Source organism: Pseudomonas sp. FDAARGOS_761 (assembly GCF_013343155.1).
Classification (GTDB): Bacteria; Pseudomonadota; Gammaproteobacteria; order Pseudomonadales; family Pseudomonadaceae; genus Pseudomonas; species Pseudomonas aeruginosa.
Map to the genome: position 1 here is coordinate 2,459,853 of NZ_CP054572.1, position 21,312 is coordinate 2,481,164.

Consider the following 21,312-nt stretch of genomic DNA (forward strand, 5'->3'; position numbering starts at 1 on the left):
GGCCGTCCATACCGGACGCGGCCTGGACGGCCGCACTCCGGATCGCACGGATCGGCCGGAAACGGCCGCGATCACCACAGGCCGCCATGCACGCATTCCCCCTCACCCTGGACAACCGACTCGCCGACGCCCTGCCGCTATGGCGCAACCTGGCCCGCACCGACCGGGCGCCGCGAAGGAACATCGACCTCGCCGACTGGAAAGCCGACTGGCGCGAACTGATCGCCGCGCTCGACAGGTTTTCCCGGAGCCACGGCTATCGCCAGCCGTTCACCGCGCAAGGGCACGCAGCCCTGGAAAACGCCTGGGCCTGGGGCCAGGCCGCGGAAAACGCCAGTACGCTGCTGCTCAAGGCCATCGACCGGGGCCTGGCCGGCGCCGAACTGCGTTCCATCTACCTGGAGACCGCCGCGCTGTGGCTGGACTACAGCCGGCTGCTCGGCGCCGCCCGCGACAGCCTGCGCGAGCAGGGCGAGGTCGACTTCGAGACGGCGCCGGCCCTGGCGCCGCGCACCGGCCAGTACCCGTTCGCGCTGCAACTGCTCGCCATGGGCGTGCTGCTCGACGCCCAGGAGCTAATCCCGGCCCTGGTCGAGGAGGTCCTGCAGTTCGATACCGACCGCCTGCTCGACTATCTCGGCGCGGCCGCCCTCGGCCTGACTTCCGCCAGCGAGGAAACCTTCCATCCACGGCCGTTCGGGCAGTTGCGGGCGTTCTTCGAAGAGGCGGACGGCAGCGACGCCCAGGCGCTGGCGCCTTACCTGCAAAGCCAGTACCGGGAGTTCTTCCAGCTTTCCCCCAAGGCGCAGAAGAAGACCCGCCGCCTGACCGGCCCCTACGCCTGGGGCTGGTGGGCCATGGAGGTGTCGGCGCTGGGCGTGCTCTACGGCTGGGACGATGGCGTCCTGCGCGCCTCGCCGCATTACCTCGGCGACCTGGTCGACTACGCGCGGGCGCGCGGCGACGCCTGAGCCACCGGCCGCCGCTCAGGCCCGCCGGCGGCGGGCGAGGAACGCGGCGGCCAGGTCGAGGCTGGTGCAGAGCAGGAAGTAGAGCAGGGCGACGAACAGGAAGATCTCCGTCGGGTGGACCATCACCCGGTTGCTCACCTGGGTGGCGACGAAGGACAGTTCGCCGACGCCGATCACGTAGGCCAGGGAAGTGTCCTTGATCAGCGACACCCACTGGTTGAGGAAGGATGGCAGCATCACCGGCAGCGCCTGCGGCAGGATCACCAGGCGCAATACCTGCCACGGCCGCAGTCCGAGCGCGCGGGCGGCCGCCCACTGCCCGGCGGGGAGGCTGTGGATGCCGGCGTACACCGAGTGGGCGAGGTAGGCGCCGCCGATCAGCGACAGCGCGCAGACCACGGTGGCCAGCGCCGGTACGTCGACATGGAAGACGATCGGCAGCAGGAAGTAGGTCCAGAAGATCAGCATCAGCACCGGGATCGCGCGGAAGAAGCCGAGCAACGTCACCAGCAGCAGGCGCGGCTTGCCGGGCAGCACCGCGAGGGCCACGCCGAGGACCAGGCCGAGCACCGCCGAAGCCAGCCCGGAGAGCGACGCCAGCAGCAGGGTCAGCGCCGCTCCGCCGAGCGGGCCGTCCGGGTAGGCGCCGAGCAGCAGGTAGGACAGGTTGTCCGAGATGACCGAGAAATCCATCTCAGGCGCCTCCCTGGCGGTAGCGGCGGGTCTGCTGCAACGCCTGGCCGAAGGCTTCGATCAGGGCGATGGCGCCGATGTAGAGGAGGGTGGCGATGCCGAAGGCCTGGAAGGTCTTGAAGGTCTCGGTTTCCACCTGGCGCGAAGCGTAGGACAGCTCGGCCAGGCCGATGGCCATCGCCAGCGAGGAATTCTTCAGCGCATTCATGTACTGCCCGAGCAGCGGCGGCAGGGCTGTGCGCAGGGCCTGCGGCAGCACCACCACGCGCCATACCTGGCGCTGGGTCAGCCCCAGGGCGAGGCCGGCGGCGCGCTGCTCGGGGCGTACCGAGGCGATGCCGGCGCGGAACTCCTCGGCGACGAAAGCCGAGGTATAGAGGGTCAGCCCCCAGGCACCGGCGAGGAACTCGAAGGACGGCCAGTCGAGCAAGGGCGTCTCGTGCGGCGTGTTCAGCCAGCTCACCAGCGCCTCCGGCAGCAGCGCGGGAACGCCGAAGTACCAGAAGAACAGCTGCACCAGCAGCGGGGTATTGCGGAACAGCGCCAGGTAGGCGCGCGCCGGCCAGGACAGCAGGCGTCGGCGCGACAGCCGGGCGATGGCCAGGGGGGCGCCGATCAGGGTGGCGAGCAGGCAACTGAGCAGGGCAAGGCCGAGGGTCAGCAGGAAGCCGTCGAGCAACCAGCGCAGGTACTGGGGGGCGAGAAGTTCGCCGAACATGTGCGGGATTCCGTCGGGTAGAACGAAAAACGCGCCTCAGCGAAGTGAGGCGCGCGGGTCGTGCGGGCGAAGCGGGCCGCTCAGCTCTTGTCGCCGATCTTGTACAGGCGCGCCAGCGGGGTCTTGGTCTGCGGACCGAACCAGGTGTCGTAGATCTTCTGCGCCTGACCGTCCTGCTCCAGCTCGCGCAGGCTCTTGTCGACGAACTCGGTCAGGGACTTCTCGCCCTTGGGAATACCGACGCCGATCAGGTCGTTGGAAATGGTGAAGGGCGGCACTTCGTACTTGTCGCGGTCGGGCACGTTGGCCAGCAGGCCGATCAGCTTCGGACCGTCCTGGGTGATGGCCTGGACCTGGCCGTTGCGCAGGGCGGTGAAAGCGAAGGGCGTGTCGTCGTAGGCGATGACCTTGGCGCCGGGGAACTTCTCGCGCAGCACGCCTTCGTTGACCGTGCCCTTGTCCACGCCGACCCGCCACTTGTTGAGGACTTCCGGCGAGGTCAGGGTGCCTTTCTTGACGATGAACTGCTGGCCGGAGGAGAAGTAGGGGATGCTGAAGTCCACCTGCTGCGCACGCTCCGGGGTGATGGTGAAGTTGGCCAGGACCAGGTCGACCTTGTTCGCCGTCAGCAGCGGGATGCGGTTGGCCGGGTTGGTCGGCAGCACTTGCAGCCGGACGCCCAGCTTGTCGGCCAGGGCCTTGGCATAGTCGACGTCGAGGCCTTCGATCTGCTTGCTCTTGGCGTCGACGAAGCCGAACGGCGGGTTGCTGTCGAAGGACGCGACGCGCAATACGCCGGCCTTGCGGATGTCCTCCAGGCGGTCGGCCTGGGCCAGGCCGGAGATCAGGGCGAGGGCGAGGGCGGTGATGGCGGGGAGTTTCTTCATGAAAGTTCCAGCTCCTTGTCGGCCGCGATCGACGATCAGGGCCTTGCAATGTGGGGCGGACATTCCGGATGGGAATGCCGCCATGTCGGCGCGGGGGTATCCCGTGGCGAAGGGAGTTTGGCAGGGGCCAAGGGTCGGGAGAAAAGAATGAATCGATCTATCTTATTTCCAGACGAAATAAGAGGTATGAAAACAAGGATTCAAGGAAATAAAAACGATAGCGTAACGCCATGGTCCGCAGGGCTTCCGCGTCGGGGGTTCGTCGTCGAGAAGGAAGGCCGGGGCCCGGCGGCCCCGTCAGCGGCTGTCCTGGCAGTCGATCACGCTGGCGTTGGTGATGATGTCCCGGCTGTCGGTGTACAGGGTGATGCTGCAGAAATAGTCGAGGATGGTCTCGTTCTCGTAGTAGCCGGTCTTGCGATAGACCGCCTCGCTGCTCACCGGCGCCATGCCGGCGACCCCCTGGCCACCGACGCCGACCCAGGTCTCGCGCTGGCCGACGTACTCGGTGCCGGTCTGTATGAAGACCTTGTCCGGCCCCATGTGGGTCCGCACGCGGTTCCAGGCGTAGAAGCCGCCGCTACCGTAGGACGAAGGGCCGAGGCCCTGGTCGGGCTTGCCGAACAGTTCGAAGGCCTTGCCGGCGGGCTGGCCGATGAGCTTCTGCGCGGCGACCTTGACCTCGTTGTCGCGATTCCCCGACTGACCGAGGGAGGCGCAGGCGCTGAGACCGAGGACGAGCAGGGCGAGACCGAAGGGCTTGATCGAGGGCATGGCATTCACTCCGTTGAAATGCCCGAGGATGTTAGAGGTCCAGCCGGCTCGCGGCTATTAGCTCATTTGTGCTAGTGCCGCTCACTTCGCCAGGTGCCGCGCCTGTTCGGCATGTACGCTGGCCATGAAGGTCTGCATGGCCGAGGAGTGGACCCGGTTGCGTCGGGTGATCAGGCCATAGGGCGGCAGGCGCGGCTCCAGCTGGATCGGCAGGATCGCCAGCAGGTGCTTGCCCGGGTAGTCCTCGATCACCGAGCGTGGAGTGATGCCGATCATGTCGGTCTGTTGCAGCAGGGAGAGCAGGGTCATGATCGAGGTGGTCTCGACGATACTGCTCGGCAGGTCGATGCGCGCATTGTGGAAGGCCTGGTTGACGATCCCGCGCATCGGGCTGGGGTGCTGCTGCAACACCCAGGTCAGCTCCTGCAACTCGCCCCAGTCCAGCTTGCGTGCCTGCGACAACGGGTTCTGCGCGCCGACCACCACGCAGAGCTCTTCCTCGCCGAGGCTGTCGAACACCAGGTCGTCGGTGCGCGCGCCGCTGGGGATGCGTCCGAGCACCACGTCCAACTGGTCCTGTTGCAGGGCCTGGACCAGCACGTCGCTGGTGTCCACCTGGATGCTCATCGACAGCCGTGGATGACTCTGCTTCAGGGTCGCGATGGTGCGCGTCAGCAGGCTCGAGGCCAGCGCCGGGATCGCTCCGACGGTGACCCGGCCGAGGTTGCCGGACTCCAGCGCGACCAGTTCCTCGCGCATCCCGGACAGCTCGGCGAAGATCATCCGCGAGTAATAGATCAGCGTCTCGCCGAAAGGCGTCGCGCGCATGCCGCGCGGCAAGCGCTCGAACAACTCGACGCCGAGCAGGTCTTCGGCCTCGTGGAGCATCTTGGTCGCCGCCGGCTGGGTCATGCCGATCTCGTCGGCGGCGCGGCGCAGCGAGCCGAGTTCCTCCAGGGCCAGCATCAGGCGCAACTGGCGCAGGCGCAGGCGGCTGTGGATGATGCTGGCGTCGGGAATCCGGGACATGGCGTATCTCGCTGGCGGCGGGGAGACCCAGGGTGACAAGAAATCCACCCCGCCGCCAGACGCAGGCTCAGGCGGCATGCCGGAGACTCCGCCGGCCACGCCGGAACAGCGCCCCGGCGCACCGCGCCAGCAACGGCCAGAGCAGCATCGCCAGCGCCGCGCCGGTCAGGCTGGCCACCAGCGGGTTGGACCAGAACACCGAGAGTTGCCCGTCGGAGAACAGCATCGACTGGCGGAACGCGTCCTCGGCCTTGTCGCCGAGCACCGCGGCGAGCACCAGCGGGGCGATGGGGTAGCCGAGTTTCTTGAACAGGTAGCCGAGCGCGCCGAACAGCAGCATCAGGACCACGTCGAGCATGGCGTTGTGCACCGAGTAGGCGCCGATGGCGCAGACCATGACGATGATCGGCGCGACGATGGCGAACGGAATCCGCAGGATCGAGGCGAACAGCGGTACGGTCGCCAGTACCACGATCAGGCTGACCACGTTGCCCAGGTACATGCTGGCGATCAGGCCCCAGACGAAGTCGTGTTGTTCGACGAACAGCGTCGGCCCGGGATGCAGCCCCCAGATCATCAGGCCACCGAGCATCACCGCGGCGGTCGCCGAGCCGGGGATGCCGAGCGTCAGCATCGGCAGCAGGGCGCTGGTGCCGGCGCTATGGTCGGCAGTCTCCGGAGCGATCACGCCTTCCACCTCGCCCTTGCCGAAGTTCTCGCGGTTCTTCGAGAAGCGCCGCGCCAGGCTGTAGCTCATGAACGAGGCTGCGGTGGGGCCGCCCGGAGTGACGCCCATCCAGCAGCCGACCAGCGCGCTGCGCAGCCAGGTCAGCCAGTAGCGCGGCAGCTTGGCCCAGGTACGCAGGATCACCATCGGCGTGATGCGTGCGCGCTCGCCGCGAAACACCAGACCTTCCTCCACCGTGCAGAGGATCTCGCCGATGCCGAACAGGCCGATCACCGCCACCTCGAAACTCAGCCCGGAAAGCAGCCAGGGCTGGTCGAAGGTCAGGCGCAGGTCGCCGGACACGGTATCCATGCCCACGGCGGCCATGGCGAAGCCGATGGTCATCGCCACCAGGGTCTTCAATGGCGGGTTGCGGCTCATGCCGATGAAGGTGCAGAACGCCAGCAGGTAGACGGCGAAGAACTCGGGCGAGCTGAACGCCAGGGCGAAGCGAGCGATATGGGTGGACAGAAAGGTCAGCAGCAGCACGCCGACCAGCGCCCCGAGGAGCGCCGAGGTGAAGGCGGCGGTCAGCGCTTCGCCGGCCTGGCCGTTGCGCGCCATCGGGTAGCCGTCGAAGGTGGTGGCCACCGACGAGGGCTCGCCGGGGATGTTGAACAGGATCGAGGTGATCGAGCCGCCGAACAACGCGCCCCAGTACATGCAGGAAAGCAGGATGATCGCCGACACCGGCGACATGCTGAAGGTCAGCGGCAGCAGCAGCGCCACCCCGTTCGGCGCACCGAGGCCCGGCAGCACGCCGACCAGGATGCCGAGCAGCACGCCGATCACCATCAGGCCGAGGTGATGGGCGCTGAGGACTAGGCTCATGCCCTGCATCAGGGAATCGAATTCGCTCATGGCCTGGCGCTCCCGACGAAGGCCGCGAGGTCGGCCAGTACTCCGGCATCCAGCGGCACCTTGAACCAGACGGCGAAGACCAGGTAGCTGGCCAGCGCCGCGCCGCAGGACAGCGTGACGATCAGCGGCACGCCGTAGGGTTTGTCGCGGCTGCGGTCGCGCCACATGAACCAGGCGATGAACAACGCGGAGGCGAGGTAGATCCCGGCGAACGGCATGGCCGCCACGTAGGCGGCGATCGGCAGGAACACCGCAAGCACCCGGCGAAAGGCCGCGCGGGCGACGAACGAGGTACCCAGCGCCCGCCAGCGGCACAGGGCCATGAGCAGGTTGCCGAGGCTGGCGGCGCTCAGCAGCAGGCCGATGTAGAAGGGGAAATAGCCGGCCTCGGGGCCGCTGTCGCCCCAGCCGATGCCGATATCCTGGCTGCCGTACATGACGATCGCGCCGAGCGCGGCGGTGAACAGCGCCAGGCCGATCTCCACCCAGCGGGTGGCGACCAGCGGCGCATTGGATGAGCTGGACATGTTCGTCTCCTGGTCGCGCTACGCGGGTTACTGGCGAAGCCAGCCGGCTTCCTGGAACAGCGGGATGACGCGCTGGCGGTCCTTCTCGATGTAGCTCACCAGGTCCTCGCCAGCGAGGAAGGTCGGCGCCAGCGCCGAGCGTTCTACATAGTCCCTGAACTCGCCGGTCTGGCTGACCTTGCGCATCAACTCGACGTAGAAGGCGCGCTGCTCGTCGCTGACTCCGCCGGGCAGGAACACGGTGCGCGGGAAGCGGTACTGGTCGATGCCCAGGCCCTGTTCGTGGCAGGTGGGGATGTCCGCCCAGGACTGCTCGGCAGCGACCTTGGCGGTGTAGATCATGCGCTCGTGGCTGAACACGCAGAGCGGCCGGACCTGGCCGCCGCGCCACTGGCTGAGGCTTTCCGCCGGGTTGTTGAGGTTGGCGGCGATGTGCCTGCCGGCCAACTGGATGGACGCCTCGCTGCCGCTCTTGAAGGAGATGTAGGTCGGCTTGCCGCCGACCTGCTTGCCGAGCAGCAGGCTTAGAGTCTGGTCGACGTCCTTCGACTGGCTGCCGCCGAAGCGCATGCCTGCCGCGTCCTTCTTCAGATCGGCGAGGAACGCCGCGGCGTCCGCCCACGGCGCCGCCTGGTAGGTCCAGAGGATGAAGTCGTCCTCGGCCACCGCCGCCACCGGCGTCAGGTCGGTCCATTGGTAGCCCAGCCGGGCCACCAACGGCAGCAGGTAGACATTGTTGGTGCCGATCACCAGCTTGTGCGCGTTGCCCTTGGCCAGCTTCAGGTCGAGGAAGGCTTCGGCGCCGTTGCCGCCGCCCTTGTTCAGCACCACGGTGTTGACGTCGAGCAGCTTGTTCTGGCTGATCGCCGACTGGACCAGGCGGGCGAGTTGGTCGGTGCCGCCTCCGGGACCGCCGGCGACGACGATTTCCAGGTTCTCTTCGGGTTTCCAGGCAGCCGCCAGGGCGGGTAGGGCGGTGCAGCAGAGCAGGGCGCAAGCGGCCAGGAAGGAGGGGACGGAGCGCGCATATGCGGTACGCATGGAGGACCTCTGGTTGTCATTGTTGTTATGGGTAGAGCGGAGTGTGCGAAGCGCACCGATAAGCGTCCACTCAAAATAAGGCATACACCGATAGCCTGGGGTTATGAGTGGAAGCGGATGTCGGATACCTGGAGCGATAACCGTAGGAAATGGCCGTATGAGCAGCTTTGATTAGACGGTTATCGATGGAAAGCCGGATAGTGGGCCTGCCGGACCTGCCAACCCAGTTCCGCAGCACAAGAACAACAATAAAAGAGGTACGACCCATGGCTCAGGCACAGACCGCCGTGCTCCAGGCTGATCCTGCCCAGGACAAGGCCACTGCCGCAAAACCCAGCAACGTCCGCTGGCGCATCTTCGCCATCGTCTTCGCCCTGACGGTGATCAACCTGGTCGACCGGGTCTCGCTGTCCATCGCCATGCCCACCATCGCCGGTGAATTCCAGCTCACGCCGAGCATGCAGGGGCTGATCCTCAGCAGCTTCTTCTGGGCCTACGCGCTGTTGCAGATTCCCGGCGGCTGGCTGATCGACCGCTACGGCCCGCGCCGGGTGATCGGCTGGTCCACCGGCCTCTGGGGAGCCTTCCAGACCCTCGCGGCCTTCGCCAGCGGCGGCCTGTCGCTGATGTTCGCCCGGGTCGCCCTGGGCGCGGCGGAAGCGCCGCTGTTCCCCTCCGGCGGCAAGCTCAACTCGCTGTGGCTGGGCTCCAGCGAACGCAGCCGCGGCGCCGTGCTGATGGACTGCGGAGGGCCGCTGGGCGTCGCTCTCGGCGGGCTGGTCATCGCCTACCTGATCGCCGTGCTCGGCTCCTGGCGCAGCGCCTTCTTCATCGCCGGCATTGCCACCCTGGCCATGGCCTGGCTGGCCTGGCACTACCTGCGCGACGACCCGGCCGAGCATCCCGGGGTCAACGCCGCCGAGCTGGACCGGATCAACGCCGACCGCTCCACCCCGCTCGCCGAAGCGGACTGCCAGGCCGGCGGAAGACTGGGCATCGCCGGCCGCTCCCTGGTCGGTATCGTCCTCGGCCGCGCCAGTTGGGCCATGGTGTTCTTCGGCCTGCTGACCTGGGGTCCTAGCTACCTGGCGCAGGCGCGCGGCTTCGATATCAAGGGTATCGGCGCCGCGACCTTCGTCATCTTCCTCTGCGGCGCCGTCGGTTCCCTGGTCGGCGGCTTCCTCTGCGACCTGCTGATCCGCAAGGGCGTGCGCCGCGGCCTGGCGGCCAAGGGCCTGCTGACGGTCTCGGGCCTCGCGGCGCTGGTCGCCTTCCTGCTGTTGCCGAGCCTGGAAGATGCCTATGCCGCCGTGACCCTGCTGGCGCTGACCGCCTTCTTCCTGATGTGGGGCAGCCTGTACTGGAGCTTTCCGGCCTTGCTCGCCGCTCCGGCCCGGGTCGGCCTGGTCGGCGGGGTGATGAACATGGCCGGCAGCCTCGGCGGCATCGCCGTGCCGATCCTGGTCGGGCTGCTGCTGCAACACCTGGGCGGATATGCCGCGGTGCTGGGCTTCTTCGCCCTCTGCTCGGCAGCCTTCATCGCCGGCACCCTGCTGATTTCCCTGGACAAGACCGAGGCAAAGCATGGCTGAGCTGTACGACGGGCCGATCGTCGACGCCCATCATCATTTCTGGGACCCGCAGGCGAACTACCACCCCTGGCTCGCGGAGGACGCCAAGATTCCGTTCCGCTACGGCGACTACAGCGCGATCAAGCGCCGCTACCTGCCGGCGGACTACTTCGGCGACGTCGGCGCACACAGGGTGGTCGAGACGGTCTACGTGGAAACCGAGTGGGACCCGCGCGATCCGCTCGGCGAAACCCGCTTCGTGCATCACCTCGCCGAACGCCATGGCGCGCCCCACGCAGTGGTGGCGCAGGCCTGGCTGGACGCGCCGGACGCCGCCGAGGTGCTGGCGGCGCAGGCGGGCTTCGCACGGGTCCGCAGCGTCCGCCACAAGCCCGGCGGTCCGCAACGCCCGCAACAGGTCGGCGAGCTGCGCAGCCTGATGAGCGACGAGCGCTGGCGTCGCGGCTATGCCGAGCTGGCCCGGCACGGCCTGCACTTCGACCTGCAGACACCCTGGTGGAACCTCGCCGAGGCCGCATGCCTGGCGCGCGACTTCCCCGATACGCTGATCGTGCTCAACCATGCCGGCCTGCCGTCCGATCGCAGCGAGGAGGGGCTGGCCGCCTGGCAACGGGCCATGGCGCGCTTCGCCGAATGCCCCAACGTGGCGTTGAAGATCTCCGGCATCGGCCAGGCCGGCCGGCGCTGGAGCGTCGAGGACAACGCCTGGATCGTCCGCGAAAGCATCGCCCTGTTCGGCGTCGAGCGGGCGATGTTCGCCAGCAACTTCCCGGTGGACAGCCTGTGCGGCTCGTTCGACGACATCTATGGCGGTTTCAAACGCATCGTCGCCGACCTGCCGTACGCCGACCAGGAACGGCTTTTCCATAGCAACGCGCGGCGCATCTACCGCACCGTACCCGACACCGTGCGCCTGCAGCAGGCGTCGCTCGACCCGAGGACTTCCCCATGAACGCTCCATCCCTACCGCGACTGGCCATGGTCCTGGGCGATCCGGCCGGCATCGGCCCGGAACTGATCGCCCGCCTGCTGGCCGACACCGAGGTGCGCGAGAAGGCGCACATCGTGCTGATCGCCGACGAAGCGGAAATGCGCCGCGGCATGCGCATCGCCGGCTGCGAATTCCCCTACCGACGCATCGACGCCCTGGAGACCCTGGATTTCGCCGACGCCACGCCATTGCTGCATCCCTGGCTCAGCCAGGGCGGGGACGAGTTCCCACGCAGCGAAGCGAGCGCCGTCGGTGGCCGCTACAGCCTGGAAACCCTCGCGCTGGCCCTCGAACTGACCCGCAGCGGCAGGACCGACGCGATCCTCTTCGGCCCGCTGAACAAGACCTCGCTGCACATGGCCGGCATGGACCACAGCGACGAGTTGCACTGGTTCGCCGAGCGCCTGGGGTTCGGCGGCCCGTTCTGCGAGTTCAACGTCCTCGACGACCTCTGGACCTCGCGGGTGACCTCCCACGTAGCCCTGGCCGAGGTGCCGGGCCTGCTCAGCCAGGAGCGGGTAGGGGAGGCGATCCGCCTGATCGACGACGCGCTGCGCCGCAGCGGCCTGGCGCGGCCGCGCATCGGCGTCTGCGGACTGAACCCGCACAACGGCGACAACGGCAGCTTCGGCCGCGAGGAGCTGGACATCATCGCTCCGGCGGTGCAGAAGGCGCGCGAACAGGGGATCGCCGCCGACGGCCCGTATCCCGCCGACACCATTTTCCTCAAAGTGCAGGGCGACGCCCGTGCCTTCGACGCGGTGGTGACCATGTACCACGACCAGGGGCAGATCGCGATCAAGCTGATGGGCTTCTCCCGCGGCGTGACCGTCCAGGGCGGCCTGCCGATCCCCATCGCTACGCCGGCCCACGGTACCGCTTTCGATATCGCCGGGCAGGGAAGGGCCGACGTCGGCGCCACCCGCCAGGCGTTCGAGATCGCCTGCCGGATGGGCAGGCGCAAAGCCTGATCGCCTGCATGCGACGCGACAACCAGAGCGCCGCCCCTTCGTAACGCGCTCCCTGGCGCCTCCCTGTACCGTCGCGGCGGGGCAGGAGGCGTCGCACCTTCGACGAGAGACACATCGCCTGGAGCCGCAGCGCTCCACGGCTCGCTTCGGCCTGGGAAAAGGAAAAACAACAATGACCCGTTCCGCTCCGAACCTGCTGAAATCCGCCTCGCTCGCCCCGGTCCTGCTGGCCGGCCTGCCGTCGCTCGCCGGCGCCGAGGGCTTTATCGAAGACGCCAGCGTCAGCCTCGGCCTGCGCAATCTCTATTTCAATCGCGACTTCCGCCAGCCCGGCGCGGCGCAGTCGAAACAGGAGGAGTGGGCCCAAGGCTTTCTCCTACAGGCAAAATCCGGCTATACCCAGGGCACCCTGGGCTTCGGCGTCGAGCTGATCGGCCAGCTCGGCCTGAAGCTCGACAGCAGCCCTGATCGTGCCGGCTCCGGGCTGCTGCCACGCCACGCCGACGGACGCGCAGCGGACGACTACGCGCGACTGGGCGTGGCGCCGAAGCTGAAGCTGTCGAATACCGAGCTGAAGCTCGGCGAACTGCTGCCGGAACTGCCAATCCTCCTGCGCAACGACGGCCGCCTGCTGCCACAGACCTTCCAGGGCGGCATGCTGACCTCCAGGGAAATCGCCGGCCTGACCCTGCACGGCGGGCAGATGCGTTCGCTCAGCCAGCGCAACTCCAGCGACCACCAGGACCTCTCGGTGGATGGGCGCGGCGGGGTGTTCTCCGACCGTTTCGACTACCTGGGCGCGGAGTACCGCTTCAATGCCGAGCGCAGCCAGGTCGGGCTGTGGCAGGCGCGACTGCAAGACATCTACCGGCAGGACTACTACAGCTTGAGCCACAAGCAGAGCTTCGGCGGCTGGCGCCTGGGCGCCAGCGTCGGGCTCTTCGACACGCGCGACGAAGGTGCCGCGAAGCTCGGTGATCTGGAGAATCGCGCGCTGACCGGTTTCTTCAGCGCGACCCGCGGCCGCCACAGCCTCGGCGCCGGCTACCAGCGCATGTACGGCGACGACGGGATGCTCTACATCGCCGGCACCAGCACGCCGTTGGTCAACGACATCCAGGTGCGCAACTTCACCAGCGCCGGCGAGCGCTCCTGGCAACTGCGCTACGACTACGACTTCGTCGCCCTGGGCATTCCCGGGCTGACCGCCATGGCCCGCTACGCCAGCGGCGCCCATGCCCGGACGAAGGCGATGGACGACGGCCGCGCCTGGGAACGCGACGTGGACGTCGCCTACGTGATCCAGAGCGGCCCGCTGAAGAACCTCGGCCTGCGTTGGCGCAACGCCATGCTGCGGTCCAACCATGCCGCCGATGTCGACGAGAACCGCCTGATCCTCTCGTATTCCCTGCCGCTGCTCTGAGCGCAGGGCCGTTCTCGCTGCTGCCCGATAACCGGCGATTGGCTGATTGGTGAAAAGGTATTGCCTGGGGTTATCGATGAATGCGCAGAAGTGATTATCCGCGCGGGAGCGGCCTGGCTACAGTCGGCCCAACGCAAGCGGCCATGCCGCCTCCGCGTCGAACAACAACAAGAAGGAAGCCCTCCATGAGCGCCATGAACGACCACGCCAGGCTGCTGTCCTCGGCGATCGCCACCAGCCGCCTGCGGCTCCTGCCTTTCCTGGTCCTGATGTATGTACTGGCTTTCATCGACCGGGCCAACGTCGGTTACGCGCGGGCCTTCCTGCAAGCCGACACCGGCCTCGGCGATGCCGCCTTCGCGTTCGGCGCGAGCATCTTCTTCATCGGCTATGCCTGCTTCGAGGTACCCAGCAACCTGATGCTGCACCGCCTCGGCGCCAGGGTCTGGCTGTGCAGGATCATGGTCACCTGGGGCCTGGTCTCGGCGGCGATGATGTTCGCCGACGACGCCATGACTTTCTATGTCCTGCGCTTCCTGCTGGGCGTCGCCGAGGCGGGCTTCTTCCCCGGCATCATCCTCTACCTCACCTACTGGTTCCCGCAGCGCAGCCGTGCCCAGGCGCTCGGCCTGTTCTATTTCGGCCTGCCGCTGGCGCTGGTGCTGGGCGGTCCGCTGTCCGGCTGGCTGCTGGAGTTCCACGGCATCTTCGGCCTGGCCAACTGGCAGTGGCTGTTCGTCACCGAGGGCCTGCTGGCCTCGCTGGTCGGCATTGCCGCCTACTTCTACCTGGTCGACCGCCCGCGCGATGCCGGCTGGCTGAGCGACGAGCAGAAGCGGGCGCTGGAAGGCGAGCTGGCCGAAGAAGACACCCGCAAACAGGCACGCGGCCCGCACGGCTTCCTCAGCGCTCTGCGCAGCGGCCAGGTGCTGAAGTTCTGCCTGGTCTACTTCACCATCCAGATGAGCGTGTACGGCGTGGTGTTCTACCTGCCGACCCGCATCGCCAGCTTCCTCGACGGCCAGGTCGGCCTGAACGTCGGCCTGATCACCGCGATTCCCTGGGCTTGCGCCCTGGTGGTAACGCGCCTGGTGACCCGCCAGGCCGACCGCATCGGCCAGCATCGCCAGCTCGCGGTGGCCATGCTGGGCATGGCCGCAGCCGGTATCGCCGCCTCGGCGCTGGCCGGCAACCTGGGCCTGGCGGTGATCGCCTTCTGCTTCGCCGCGTCCGGCTTCGTCTCGGTGCAGCCGCTGTTCTGGACCCTTCCCACCGGCTACCTGAGCGGTGCGGCCGCGGCCAGCGGCATCGCCCTGATCAACTCCCTGGGCAACCTCGGCGGCTTCGTCGCGCCGAACCTCAAGACCCTCATGGAAAGCCAGTTCGCCGACCCGCGCGCCGGCATGTTCGCCCTGGCCGCCGTCGGCCTGCTCGGCGCCTGCCTGCTGGCCCGGCTGAAGACTTCCGGATCGTCGTCCGTCCCGCTGCGAGCGCGGCAGGCCGGCTGACTCACACTACGCACCGATAGGAGCTGCGACATGAAAATCAAATCCGTCCGTACCCGCGTCTTCGAATGGAAGGGCAAGGTCGTCCCGCCGCAGGCGCACTTCTGCACCAATGCCAGCGACATCCTGTTCGAGAAGGGAGACGCCATGGGCTCGTTCCGCTTCCACGGCTGGCTGGTGGTGGAGATCGAGACCGACGACGGCCTCGTCGGCATCGGCAACTGCGCCCTGGCGCCGCGCGTGGCGAAGGAAGTCGTCGACCTCTACCTGGCGCCGATCTGCATCGGCGAAGACCCGTTCGACAACGAGTACATCTGGCAGAAGATGTATCGCCGCACCCACGCCTGGGGCCGCAAGGGCATCGGCATGGCGGCCATCTCGGCGGTGGACCTGGCGATCTGGGACATCATGGGCAAGGCGGTGAACAAGCCGGTGTTCAAGCTGCTCGGCGGCCGCACCAAGGAGAAGATCTGGACCTACGCCTCGAAGCTCTACGCCAACGACAACCTCGACGCCTTCCTCGAAGAGGCCCAGGGCTACCTGAACCAGGGCTTCACCGCGCTGAAGATGCGCTTCGGCTATGGCCCCAAGGACGGCCCGACGGGCATGCGCAGGAACATCGAGCAGGTCCGCGCGCTACGCGAACTGGCCGGGCCGGACATCGACATCATGCTCGAATGCTACATGGGCTGGACCCTGGAATACGCCCGGCGGATGCTGCCGAAGCTCGCCGAGTTCGAACCGCGCTGGCTGGAGGAGCCGGTGATCGCCGATGACATCGAGGGCTACGTCGAGCTGAAGAAGATGGGGATCATGCCGATCTCCGGCGGCGAGCACGAATTCACCGGCCACGGCTTCAAGGACCTGCTGGAGCGCCGCGCGGTGGACGTCATCCAGTACGACACCAACCGCGTCGGCGGGATCACCGCCGCGCGCAAGATCAACGCCATGGCCGAGGCCTGGTCGGTGCCGGTGATCCCGCACGCCGGACAGTTGCACAACTATCACCTGACCATGGCCAGCACCGCCTCGCCGATGGCCGAGTTCTTCCCGGTGTTCGACGTCGAGGTCGGCAACGAGCTGTTCTACTACGTGTTCAAAGGCGAGCCGCAGCCGGTCGACGGCTATATCCAGCTGGACGACCACAAGCCCGGCCTGGGCCTGGAGATATCCGAAGAGCACCTCAAGGATTTCATCATCATCGAGTGATAGTCGGAGCCCACAGGAGGAGCCGAGATGCGGCTGATTCAATTCGAGGACCGGGCAGGGCAGCGCCGGGTCGGCGTCGTCGAAGGCGCCGGGATACAGGTGCTGCGCGGCGTGCGCAGCACGCGCGAACTGGGGCTGGCGGCGATTCGCGCGGGCAGCAGCCTGCACGACGAGGTGCTGCGCCGAGGCAGCGAGCCAGGCCCAGACTATGCCGGGTTGCTTGAGGAGGGAAGGGTGCTGCCGCCGCTGGATCATGACGACCCGGCCCATTGCCTGGTCAGCGGCACCGGCCTGACCCACCTGGGCAGCGCCGCGACGCGCGACCGCATGCACCAGCAGAACCAGGGCGACGAGACCGCGCTGACCGACACCATGCGCATCTTCAGGTGGGGCCTGGAGGGCGGCAAGCCACCGGCGGGCCAGGTCGGCGCGCAGCCTGAATGGTTCTACAAGGGCGACGGCGGCATCATCGTGCGCCCCGGCGCGGACTTCCCGCTACCGGCCTTCGCCGAGGACGCCGGCGAGGAACCGGAGCTGGTCGGGCTCTACCTGATCGGCGATGACCGCCGGCCTTACCGGCTCGGCTACGCCCTGGGCAACGAGTTCTCCGACCACCTGATGGAGCGCCGCAACTACCTGTACCTGGCGCATTCCAAGCTACGCGCCTGCTGCTACGGGCCGGAGCTGCGAGTCGGCGAACTGCCGCGCCACCTGCAGGGCGAGAGCCGGATCCTGCGCGACGGCGAAGTGCTCTGGCAGCAGGCGTTCCTTTCCGGCGAGGACAACATGTGCCACAGCCTGGAGAACCTCGAGTACCACCATTTCAAGTACGCGCAGTTCCTCCGTCCGGGCGACGTCCACGTGCATTACTTCGGTACCGCCACGCTGTCCTTCGCCGACGGGATCAAGGCTGCTCCGGGGGATGTCTTCGAGATCGCCATGGCCGAGTTCGGCGCGCCGCTGCGCAATGGCATCGCCGCCGTCGAGACCGCACTGACGCCGGGGCGGGTGGTAGCGCTCTGAAGCCCCACCGCCGTGCATAGGCCGGAGCTCCACGAGAGACCCGCGGCACGGTTTCCTTCATTCCTGCGGAGCCTTGGCTCCAACCCCGCCGGCCATCCCCGGCGGGGCTTCCCCTGTATGAGGTCGACATGACAGCCATCCTCGGACACAACTTCATCGGCGGCGCCCGCAGCGCGGCCGGCACGCTCTTCCTGCAAAGCCTCGACGCCGCCAGCGGTGAGGCGCTGCCGTACCGCTTCGTGCAAGCCACCCCGGAAGAAGTGGACGCCGCCGCCGAAGCCGCCGCCAGCGCCTACCCGCACTACCGGCAACTGCCGGCCAGCCGCCGCGCGGAATTCCTCGATACCATCGCCGCCGAACTCGACGCGCTGGACGCTGATTTCGTCGCCATCGTCTGCCGTGAAACCGCGCTACCGGCCACGCGCATCCAGGGCGAACGCAGCCGCACCAGCGGCCAGCTGCGCCTGTTCGCCGAAGTCCTGCGGCGCGGCGACTTCCATGGCGCGCGCATCGACCGCGCCCGGCCCGAACGCAAGCCGCTGCCACGCGTCGACCTGCGCCAGTGCCGGATCGGCCTCGGCCCGGTGGCGGTGTTCGGCGCGAGCAACTTCCCCCTGGCGTTCTCCACCGCCGGCGGCGATACCGCCGCGGCCCTGGCCGCCGGCTGCCCGGTGGTGTTCAAGGCGCACAGCGGACACATGGCCACCGCCGAACGGGTCGCCGCGGCGATCCTCCGCGCGGCCGAGCGCACCGGCATGCCGGCGGGCGTGTTCAACATGATCTACGGCGGCGGAGTAGGGGAGCGGCTGGTCCGCCACCCCGCGATCCAGGCGGTCGGCTTCACCGGTTCGCTGAAGGGCGGCCGCGCCCTCTGCGACATGGCGGCCGCCCGGGCGCAGCCGATCCCGGTGTTCGCCGAGATGAGCAGCATCAACCCGGTGGTGCTGCTGCCGGCAGCGCTGAAGAAGCGCGGCGAGGCCGTGGCCGACGAACTGAGTGCCTCGGTGGTGCTCGGCTGCGGCCAGTTCTGTACCAATCCCGGGCTGGTCATCGGCATCCGCTCTGCGCAATTCTCGGCGTTTCTCGAACGCTTCGCCGCCCGCATGGACGACCAGCCGGCGCAGACCATGCTCAACGCCGGCACGCTGGCCAGCTATGAAAAAGGCCTGGCGGCGCTGCACGCCCACCCGCGCGTCCGCCATCTCGCCGGGCAACCGCAGGAGGGCCGCCAGGCCCGGCCGCAACTGTTCCAGGCGGACGTCAGCCTGCTGCTGGAGGGCGACGAGTTGCTGCAGGAAGAAGTCTTCGGCCCGGCCAGCGTGGTCGTCGAGGTCGCCGACCACGCCGAACTGAAGCGCGCGCTGCATGGGCTGCACGGGCAGCTCACCGCGACCCTGATCGCCGAAGCGGAAGACCTGGCGTCCTTCGCCGACCTGGTACCGCTCCTGGAACAGAAGGCAGGGCGCCTGCTGCTCAACGGCTATCCGACCGGCGTGGAAGTCTGCGACGCGATGGTCCACGGCGGCCCATACCCGGCCACCTCGGACGCCCGCGGCACCTCGGTGGGCACCCTGGCCATCGAGCGTTTCCTGCGCCCGGTGTGCTACCAGAACTACCCGGACGCGTGGCTGCCGGAAGCGCTGAAGGATGGCAACCCATTGGGGATTGCGCGGTTGGTGGACGGGATCGTGACGCGGGCGGCGGTTGCTTGAAAGGGGTGCCAGGGAGGGGCGAGGTCCCGAGCGGAGCGGGACCTCGCTGGCGCGGAAAAAGCCGGAGAGGTGTGCGGCAGGACGCGGGGGAGCGGGCCGAATCAATCTCCCGGCGCTGTTACCCTGGCGTGCACGACGCTACAGATGCTCGTCGAAGAACCCGGCAATCCGATCGAAAGGAATCCTGTCCAGCCGGTCGTACAGGTCGACATGACTGGCGCCCGGAACGATCAGCAGCTCCTTTGGCTCTGCGGCAGCGGCGTAGGCGGTCTCGCTGAAGTAGCGTGAATGGGCCTTTTCGCCGTGGATGAACAGGATCGGGCGTGGCGAGATCTCCTTGATGTAGGTGAGGATCGGCATGTTCATGAACGACAGCGGCGTGGTCATCGTCCAGGCGTTACCGGAGTTGACTGCCCGCGGGTGGTAGCCGCGGGGTGTCATGTAGTAATCGTGGTAGTCGATGAGGAACTGTGCCTCGCCACCCTTCAGTTCGTTGTAGGGCGGCTGATAGGCGGGGGTACCGCTTTCCGCGTCCTTCCAGCGCTGCTGGCCCAGTTGCTCCAGCGTTCGCGTACGCTGTTCGAGGGTCACGCTGTCGTTGTAGCCCTTGGACATGACCCGCGTCATGTCGTACATGGTGCTGGTCACCACCGCCTTGACGCGCTTGTCCACGGCCACCGCGTTCAGCGCCATGCCACCCCAGCCGCAGATGCCGATGACGCCGATGCGCTCGCGATTCACCTCCGGCAACAGGCCGATGAAATCCACTGCCGCGCTGAAGTCTTCGGTATTGATATCCGGCGAAGCGACGTTGCGTGGCTGACCGCCACTCTCACCGGTATACGATGGGTCGAACGCCAGCGTGACGAATCCGCGTTCGGCCATGGTTTGCGCATACAGGCCGGAGGACTGCTCCTTGACCGCGCCGAACGGACCGCCGATCACGATTGCCGGCAGCCGATCGCCGCCACGCTTCTTCGGCAGGTACAGGTCAGCTGCCAGGGTGATGCCGTAGCGATTGGCGAAGGTGACCTTGCGATGTTCGACCTTTGCGCTCTGGGGAAAGGTCTTGTCCCACTCCTGGGTCAATTGCAGCTGCATGTTGGTTCCTCCGGTGTTTGACGAAGTCGTTGCCGCCGGACTGGTCTGGCAGCCGACGAGAGCCATCAGCGCACCGGCAAGGACTGCGCCCCTCAGGGCACCCTTGCGAGAGCGGGCTCGATTGCTGTGCTTGGTTTCCATGGCGTTCTCCATCGATCAGATCGACGTGGTGGGATTCGGCTCGACGACCTGGCCTGCGGCGCGAGGCAAGTCGCGTCCGGGCGTTCCCGGGGTCTAGCCGGCCGGGGCTTTCGAGCGTGCGGTGAGGATGGTCAGGAAGGCTGCGATCAGCAGCATCGCGGCGCTGGCGAAGAAGGTCGCCTGATAGCCAGTGCGATCGAACAGCAGACCACCCAATGTGGAGCCCAGGGCAATGGAGAGTTGCACCACGGCGACGAACAGGCCGCCACCGGCTTCGGCGTCCTCTGGGAACACCCTGGCGATCCAGGCCCACCAACCGACGGGGGCCGAGGTACCGGTCAGTCCCCACAATCCGAGCAGGACGACAACGATGGCGGGCCAGCCGCCAAGGACCGTCAGCACCAGGGCGATCAGGGCCATCAGCAACGGGATGGCGACCAGTGTCTGGAAGAAGCGCCGTTGCAGAACCCGGTCGATCAGCAGGGTGCCGATAAAGCCCGCTGCACCGATCACCAGCAGTACCAGCGAAATATGCGCGCCATGTACGCCGGTGACCGTCTCCAGGAATGGTCGCACATAGGTGAACAGGGAAAACTGGCCCATGAAGAACAGGCTGCTGGCGAGCATGCCGAGCATCACACCGGGACGCTTGAGCAGAGCGAATACCGTGAACACATTGCCCGGGCCGGGAGCACGCGCGCCGGCCCGCATGGAGGGCAGGGTGGTCCATTGCCAGGCCAGTGCCACCAGGGCTACCGGCACAAGGCAGAGAAAAGCCCCTCGCCAGCCAATGAGGGTGCCTAGCCAGGCGCCCAGCGGCGCGGCCACCACTGTCGCCAGAGCGTTGCCGCCATTGACGAGGGCCAGGGCTCGCGGCACGTCGTTGGCAGGCACCAGGCGCATGGCCGTGGCTGCCGACATCGACCAGAAGCCGCCGATCACTATGCCGATCAGCGCCCGGCCCAGCATGTAGACGAAATAGTTTGGCGCGAGCGCGACGATTGCGCCGGACATGCCCATTGCCGCCGTCAGTCCCAGCAACAGCGTCTTGCGGTTCAGGCTGCCGGCAACGGATGAAATGAACAGGCTGGTTAAAACGGCGAAGGCGCCGGAGATGGCGATGCCCTGGCCTGCCATGCCCTCGGTAGTTCCCAGGTCGTTGGCGATGGGAGTCAGCAGGCTGACCGGCAGGAACTCCGACGCGACCAGTGCGAAGGCGCAAACCGCAATGGCCAGGACGCCACTCCAGGAGCCCGATTGTTCAGGGTTTTCGTTGGCGGTATCGAGTGCGCGGGTTGTCATGAAAAAACTGGCTTATCCAAAGAGTGAAAAGAAGAGATCGGCTCCGCTGGTGACAAACGCCTGGGCTGAGTCGGCAGGGAAGGGAAGTCAGGGTGCGGTAGGCGGAGATGATTG

General features: G+C 67.3%; 19 protein-coding genes. 9 read left to right on the forward strand and 10 right to left on the reverse strand.

The features are described from left to right. Positions 1-86: 86 nt before the first annotated feature. A complete protein-coding gene (locus FOC67_RS11575) occupies positions 87-971 on the forward strand; it encodes a DUF1911 domain-containing protein (RefSeq protein ID WP_009315738.1) in 885 nt (294 codons plus the stop codon). A gap of 15 nt (positions 972-986) precedes the next feature. Here the strand turns inward: FOC67_RS11575 and FOC67_RS11580 are convergent, their stop codons facing one another. From FOC67_RS11580 to FOC67_RS11615, 8 genes are all read right to left on the reverse strand, one after another. Continuing rightward, positions 987-1,664, reverse strand: a complete 678-nt coding sequence (locus FOC67_RS11580) for an amino acid ABC transporter permease (protein WP_003089043.1) — start codon at positions 1,662-1,664, stop codon at positions 987-989. Position 1,665: 1 nt separating this feature from the next. After that, complete coding sequence (locus tag FOC67_RS11585) at positions 1,666-2,382, reverse strand: amino acid ABC transporter permease (RefSeq protein ID WP_003089046.1); 717 nt, start codon at positions 2,380-2,382, stop codon at positions 1,666-1,668. Positions 2,383-2,462: 80 nt separating this feature from the next. Next, entirely contained in the window at positions 2,463-3,269 is an 807-nt protein-coding gene (locus tag FOC67_RS11590; protein ID WP_003124678.1) for an ABC transporter substrate-binding protein, read from the reverse strand. 297 nt (positions 3,270-3,566) lie between these two features. After that, complete coding sequence (locus FOC67_RS11595) at positions 3,567-4,043, reverse strand: hypothetical protein (RefSeq protein WP_009315739.1); 477 nt, start codon at positions 4,041-4,043, stop codon at positions 3,567-3,569. An 81-nt stretch (positions 4,044-4,124) separates the two neighbouring features. Beyond that, complete coding sequence (locus tag FOC67_RS11600) at positions 4,125-5,072, reverse strand: LysR family transcriptional regulator (RefSeq protein ID WP_003089050.1); 948 nt, start codon at positions 5,070-5,072, stop codon at positions 4,125-4,127. Between the two features lie 67 nt (positions 5,073-5,139). After that, on the reverse strand, positions 5,140-6,660 hold the full coding sequence (locus FOC67_RS11605; protein ID WP_023091835.1) for a tripartite tricarboxylate transporter permease: 1,521 nt from the start codon (positions 6,658-6,660) through the stop codon (positions 5,140-5,142). Further along, on the reverse strand, positions 6,657-7,187 hold the full coding sequence (locus FOC67_RS11610) for a tripartite tricarboxylate transporter TctB family protein (protein WP_009315743.1): 531 nt from the start codon (positions 7,185-7,187) through the stop codon (positions 6,657-6,659). Before FOC67_RS11610 ends, FOC67_RS11605 begins: the two co-directional genes overlap by 4 nt. A 27-nt stretch (positions 7,188-7,214) precedes the next feature. Beyond that, positions 7,215-8,228, reverse strand: a complete 1,014-nt coding sequence (locus FOC67_RS11615) for a tripartite tricarboxylate transporter substrate binding protein (protein WP_305965286.1) — start codon at positions 8,226-8,228, stop codon at positions 7,215-7,217. Between the two features lie 266 nt (positions 8,229-8,494). Between FOC67_RS11615 and FOC67_RS11620 the strand changes: the two genes are divergently transcribed. The 8 genes from FOC67_RS11620 (at position 8,495) to FOC67_RS11655 (ending at position 18,654) form a co-directional block, all read left to right on the forward strand. Continuing rightward, a complete protein-coding gene (locus FOC67_RS11620; RefSeq protein WP_009315749.1) occupies positions 8,495-9,820 on the forward strand; it encodes an MFS transporter in 1,326 nt (441 codons plus the stop codon). Next, positions 9,813-10,772: an amidohydrolase gene (locus FOC67_RS11625; protein ID WP_003159110.1), complete on the forward strand. Its 960-nt coding sequence runs from the start codon at positions 9,813-9,815 to the stop codon at positions 10,770-10,772. The genes FOC67_RS11620 and FOC67_RS11625 overlap by 8 nt, the downstream gene beginning before the upstream one ends. Continuing rightward, a complete protein-coding gene (locus tag FOC67_RS11630; protein WP_003123450.1) occupies positions 10,769-11,782 on the forward strand; it encodes a 4-hydroxythreonine-4-phosphate dehydrogenase PdxA in 1,014 nt (337 codons plus the stop codon). The genes FOC67_RS11625 and FOC67_RS11630 overlap by 4 nt, the downstream gene beginning before the upstream one ends. Positions 11,783-11,954: 172 nt before the next feature. Further along, a complete protein-coding gene (locus tag FOC67_RS11635; RefSeq protein WP_009315752.1) occupies positions 11,955-13,205 on the forward strand; it encodes an OprD family porin in 1,251 nt (416 codons plus the stop codon). A 185-nt stretch (positions 13,206-13,390) separates the two neighbouring features. Continuing rightward, complete coding sequence (locus FOC67_RS11640; RefSeq protein WP_009315753.1) at positions 13,391-14,713, forward strand: MFS transporter; 1,323 nt, start codon at positions 13,391-13,393, stop codon at positions 14,711-14,713. A gap of 30 nt (positions 14,714-14,743) precedes the next feature. Continuing rightward, on the forward strand, positions 14,744-15,919 hold the full coding sequence (locus FOC67_RS11645) for an L-lyxonate dehydratase (RefSeq protein ID WP_009315754.1): 1,176 nt from the start codon (positions 14,744-14,746) through the stop codon (positions 15,917-15,919). Positions 15,920-15,946: 27 nt separating this feature from the next. Further along, positions 15,947-16,942, forward strand: coding sequence for an AraD1 family protein (araD1, locus tag FOC67_RS11650; protein WP_009315755.1), 996 nt, complete (start codon positions 15,947-15,949; stop codon positions 16,940-16,942). A gap of 128 nt (positions 16,943-17,070) precedes the next feature. Continuing rightward, complete coding sequence (locus FOC67_RS11655; RefSeq protein WP_024947106.1) at positions 17,071-18,654, forward strand: aldehyde dehydrogenase (NADP(+)); 1,584 nt, start codon at positions 17,071-17,073, stop codon at positions 18,652-18,654. A 138-nt stretch (positions 18,655-18,792) separates the two neighbouring features. Here the strand turns inward: FOC67_RS11655 and FOC67_RS11660 are convergent, their stop codons facing one another. Both FOC67_RS11660 and FOC67_RS11665 read right to left on the reverse strand, forming a co-directional pair. Then, a complete protein-coding gene (locus tag FOC67_RS11660; protein WP_078463937.1) occupies positions 18,793-19,896 on the reverse strand; it encodes an alpha/beta hydrolase in 1,104 nt (367 codons plus the stop codon). A 93-nt stretch (positions 19,897-19,989) separates the two neighbouring features. Further along, a complete protein-coding gene (locus tag FOC67_RS11665; protein ID WP_009315758.1) occupies positions 19,990-21,198 on the reverse strand; it encodes an MFS transporter in 1,209 nt (402 codons plus the stop codon). Positions 21,199-21,312: the final 114 nt, after the last annotated feature.

Coding starts and splice junctions, on each gene's coding strand:
- FOC67_RS11575 (WP_009315738.1), top strand. CDS start 87: ATGCACGCATTCCCCCTCACCCTGGACAACCGACTCGCCGACGCCCTG.
- FOC67_RS11580 (WP_003089043.1), bottom strand. CDS start 1,664: ATGGATTTCTCGGTCATCTCGGACAACCTGTCCTACCTGCTGCTCGGC.
- FOC67_RS11585 (WP_003089046.1), bottom strand. CDS start 2,382: ATGTTCGGCGAACTTCTCGCCCCCCAGTACCTGCGCTGGTTGCTCGAC.
- FOC67_RS11590 (WP_003124678.1), bottom strand. CDS start 3,269: ATGAAGAAACTCCCCGCCATCACCGCCCTCGCCCTCGCCCTGATCTCC.
- FOC67_RS11595 (WP_009315739.1), bottom strand. CDS start 4,043: ATGCCCTCGATCAAGCCCTTCGGTCTCGCCCTGCTCGTCCTCGGTCTC.
- FOC67_RS11600 (WP_003089050.1), bottom strand. CDS start 5,072: ATGTCCCGGATTCCCGACGCCAGCATCATCCACAGCCGCCTGCGCCTG.
- FOC67_RS11605 (WP_023091835.1), bottom strand. CDS start 6,660: ATGAGCGAATTCGATTCCCTGATGCAGGGCATGAGCCTAGTCCTCAGC.
- FOC67_RS11610 (WP_009315743.1), bottom strand. CDS start 7,187: ATGTCCAGCTCATCCAATGCGCCGCTGGTCGCCACCCGCTGGGTGGAG.
- FOC67_RS11615 (WP_305965286.1), bottom strand. CDS start 8,228: ATGCGTACCGCATATGCGCGCTCCGTCCCCTCCTTCCTGGCCGCTTGC.
- FOC67_RS11620 (WP_009315749.1), top strand. CDS start 8,495: ATGGCTCAGGCACAGACCGCCGTGCTCCAGGCTGATCCTGCCCAGGAC.
- FOC67_RS11625 (WP_003159110.1), top strand. CDS start 9,813: ATGGCTGAGCTGTACGACGGGCCGATCGTCGACGCCCATCATCATTTC.
- FOC67_RS11630 (WP_003123450.1), top strand. CDS start 10,769: ATGAACGCTCCATCCCTACCGCGACTGGCCATGGTCCTGGGCGATCCG.
- FOC67_RS11635 (WP_009315752.1), top strand. CDS start 11,955: ATGACCCGTTCCGCTCCGAACCTGCTGAAATCCGCCTCGCTCGCCCCG.
- FOC67_RS11640 (WP_009315753.1), top strand. CDS start 13,391: ATGAGCGCCATGAACGACCACGCCAGGCTGCTGTCCTCGGCGATCGCC.
- FOC67_RS11645 (WP_009315754.1), top strand. CDS start 14,744: ATGAAAATCAAATCCGTCCGTACCCGCGTCTTCGAATGGAAGGGCAAG.
- araD1 (WP_009315755.1), top strand. CDS start 15,947: ATGCGGCTGATTCAATTCGAGGACCGGGCAGGGCAGCGCCGGGTCGGC.
- FOC67_RS11655 (WP_024947106.1), top strand. CDS start 17,071: ATGACAGCCATCCTCGGACACAACTTCATCGGCGGCGCCCGCAGCGCG.
- FOC67_RS11660 (WP_078463937.1), bottom strand. CDS start 19,896: ATGGAAACCAAGCACAGCAATCGAGCCCGCTCTCGCAAGGGTGCCCTG.
- FOC67_RS11665 (WP_009315758.1), bottom strand. CDS start 21,198: ATGACAACCCGCGCACTCGATACCGCCAACGAAAACCCTGAACAATCG.